General features: G+C 39.2%; 3 protein-coding genes and 1 pseudogene. All 4 read left to right on the top strand.

All coding sequences use genetic code 11. From position 1 onward, the window contains the following. A pseudogene (locus tag KQI_RS29450) lies at positions 1 to 1,763 on the top strand (hypothetical protein); the annotation flags it as partial. Between the two features lie 5 nt (positions 1,764 to 1,768). After that, a complete protein-coding gene (locus tag KQI_RS0124365) occupies positions 1,769 to 2,176 on the top strand; it encodes a hypothetical protein (protein ID WP_010349507.1) in 408 nt (135 codons plus the stop codon). 240 nt (positions 2,177 to 2,416) lie between these two features. After that, a complete protein-coding gene (locus tag KQI_RS29025) occupies positions 2,417 to 2,734 on the top strand; it encodes a hypothetical protein (RefSeq protein ID WP_010349506.1) in 318 nt (105 codons plus the stop codon). Further along, on the top strand, positions 2,662 to 3,141 hold the full coding sequence (locus KQI_RS0124360; RefSeq protein WP_010349505.1) for a DUF6985 domain-containing protein: 480 nt from the start codon (positions 2,662 to 2,664) through the stop codon (positions 3,139 to 3,141). Before KQI_RS29025 ends, KQI_RS0124360 begins: the two co-directional genes overlap by 73 nt. Positions 3,142 to 3,242 lie beyond the last annotated feature (101 nt).

The following is a 3,242-nucleotide window of genomic DNA, read 5'->3' as shown; positions in this document are numbered from 1 at the left end:
TGAAGGTATGGCAACATGTGCAAGGTAGCGGCATAGAAATGTCTGAGCAAGAACTGACCCTGTCTACCTCCGGTGAATTCTCCATTACGCTGCATGAAGGTAACGGCATCACCATCAACAGTCCGGGGAATGTGCAGATTCAGGGTGGTCATGTGAAGCTCGATGCAGGTGAAGAACTTTCGCTCGAAGCTGGAACGGCGCTGTATCTGAAAGGCGGAGCCAGCAGCATGGTGCTGGATGGTGAGACAGATACCAAAGCTCCAGTGATATATCAGGAAGGTACGGTGAAAGCTCCTGTTTTCGTGGCTGACCTCCCTCCAGTGCCTGAACCGCCACTCATGAGCATCAAAGCCTATGAAGCAGCTCAATCAGCAGCCAAGGATTCATCTAGCAGCCAAGCCTCTACCCCTAAAGCAAAAATTACCAGTCCAGCAGAGCTTCAACAGGCGAATGCCTTGATGGGTACGGTGTCCAAGCTATTAAGCTCCATTCCGGTGATGGGGAAAGTGGCTAGTGTAATGTTAAATACAGTTGGTGGACCCGCAGGCAAAGTAGCAGCAACGGTTTTGCAAGCAACTGCATCGATCCCAGTTCGGAGCAAAGGAACACCTACGTTTGGAGGAAACAGCAAAGGGAGCGGAGTTCATCCATTGAAATACTTGGCTGGTTTAGCCCTTCAGGGGCTGATTAGCCAGTATGAGCATGAGCAAGCGAGACAAGCTTACTATAGCAAGTGGATCTTAGGAAAAGCATATACAAGTGCGCGTCATATAGCGCATTCCGGTGGCCCATTAGAGCTGGTTAAGAACCTGCTGAAAGAATCGAATGCCATGTCTCATGCCCAACAACAAATTCCTACCGATAAAGAAAAATACGATATCTCTAAGGAAAAGGGAAAGCCTAAAGCAGCCTATGACTATAGCAAATATGATAGAGTGACGATTGGGCTTGATTGGTATTTTACCCAAGATAGTTATATTACTACGGAATCAAGCAATGCTACCATGGCCTATAAGAAAGCTGTCCAAAGTGGAGAAATCAAAATAGAACAGGAACCTGTTCCTGAGGATTTTAACATAAAACACATGAAAGCAGCTCAACAAGGTTATGATTCTATAACCGGAAAAAAAATAACAGAGGCACAAGCTATAACTATTGTTGTAGGCAGTGTATTTAATAGTTTTCCAGGCGTTGGAGCTTCAATTGGTGTTAAGTTAAATGGGACAAAAATACCTTCTGAGCCGATTAAAGTTCCAGAGGGAAATATTAAAAAACCAGTAACAGGGAAAACTCCACCTTCGAAACCGAGCGAACCATTCAAAACTGAGGGGACGGGTAAAGCTAGTTCAACAATTAAGAATAAATTTCCTGATGAGGAATTACCCAAAGACGGGAAAATACTCACATACAATTTGGAGAATGGAAAAATTAAAGGGATTAACGGTAGAACTCAAGTAGACTTTGTTATTGACAAGAATGGAAACTTAGCTATTGGAAAACGACACCATACATTAGGTAATAGAGACGAGGTTCTCGCTGCAGGTCAGATGAAAATCAATGGTCAGGGAGAAGTGAGGAAGATTACTAATGAATCTGGACACTATCGACCAACTCCTGAAGAAGCAAGCAAATATCCAGAATTATTGAAGAATGCGGGAGTGAAAGTTAAAGGTGCGTGGATCGAACTTTATAGCTATAAAATTGATGCTGAAGGATTTGTTATTGACTCAACAAGAGTTCTATCTAAGAAACTGAAGGAGTGAATGGGATGGTAAAATACATGGATAAAGCCACTTTTAAAGAGTATCTGTTGAAAACGTTGGATGAGTTATCAACTTATCATGGTAAGGTGCTAGATGAAACTTGTAAATTCATAGTTGTTCCTGTAGAAGAGAAAGGGAAGTCGCTTAATTCGACTGATGAGTATCTACAACGAGGAATGCTAAATGCAAAGAACTTAAATGAAAGAGAGTTTGACATAAATACCGCGACTAATATGCTAGCTTGTAGAGTTCCATTGTGCCCAATATGGATAAATGTTTTACTTAAAGAAACAAAAGATGATGAATCAATAATTGAACTTCAAACGAGTTTGAGATTTCGTAAGCCCAGCATATTACAAAACCAAGAAACTGGTCATCCACCCTTCAAGGCAGTTTACCAAACATTAAATTAGATGAACATAAAACTATTATTTTCTCTATCGTGAAAGCGTCCAAAACGCACCAACCACTTGACAAAAATCACTTAATAAACTTTCAGAAGCTTATTCTAATCAAAGTCAGGAATAAGCTTTCTTTTACATATCAGAACCCAGCAATAGTAAGGAAATAATAGAACAAAAACAATAACTTGCCATCCCCCCCACATCAGAGTTAACATACACACACTCAAACCACGGGAGGGGAAGCACAAAATGTCAAATTGGCCAGATTGGTTTCAAGAAGCATTACGCCAACGATTTTATCAATTAGAACTTGCCAGTGAACAAGCTTCATGTTCATCAGAGGACAACAATCTATTCACCAAAATGGATCGATTCAAAACCAACCAAAACGAAGATATTCAACATCTGCTATCTGAATGGGAAGAAGCAATAGGCTATCAATTAAGTCAGGACAAACAATCCATCTATATGGAAGGAGTAAAAGACGGAATTCAATGGATAAACTTAATCATGAACTCTTCGGAGAAATTTCTTGCGATTTATACTGGAGCGGGCATCAGGAAATAAAAATCTTCGGAGAAAAGAGAAAGGTAATATTAAGTATAGATGGAAATGAAGATGGTGAATTCCAAGATGCTCAAAAAGAAGCATATATAAATTTTCTTAATAATATGGAAAGTATACTTACAAAAGCTGAGGAATCTATCTTTGATCATTATCAAGAAGTTTACATGGATTATAGGGATATGGTGGGGGAAGAAGATACAGATAAAATTGCCCCATTTATAAATAATATAGAAGAGTTAGTAAAACTAGTGGAACCTACTCAATTAATCATTAGAAGAATACGTAAAAATGGTATTAGAAGAATCGGTTTACTTTTTAATTGCACTTGGGAAATAGAACATGGACTTGCTGTAAAAATTGAAGATGAAGAAGTAACTGAAGTTGGATTCCAAGATATAGTCCTTTAAATAGATAGTTGTTAGGTAACCCTTTATAAGCTTATTCCAACTTGAAACATTGAATTAGGAATGAGCTTTTTTTCACACAAAACAATAACTTGCCATCCCCC

Source organism: Paenibacillus peoriae KCTC 3763 (assembly GCF_000236805.1).
Lineage (GTDB): Bacteria > Bacillota > Bacilli > Paenibacillales > Paenibacillaceae > Paenibacillus > Paenibacillus peoriae.
The sequence above is the reverse complement of the archived record's forward strand: the minus strand, read 5'-3'. Positions and strand labels throughout refer to the sequence as shown.

Coding starts and splice junctions, on each gene's coding strand:
- KQI_RS29025 (WP_010349506.1), top strand. CDS start 2,417: ATGTCAAATTGGCCAGATTGGTTTCAAGAAGCATTACGCCAACGATTT.
- KQI_RS0124360 (WP_010349505.1), top strand. CDS start 2,662: ATGGATAAACTTAATCATGAACTCTTCGGAGAAATTTCTTGCGATTTA.
- KQI_RS0124365 (WP_010349507.1), top strand. CDS start 1,769: ATGGTAAAATACATGGATAAAGCCACTTTTAAAGAGTATCTGTTGAAA.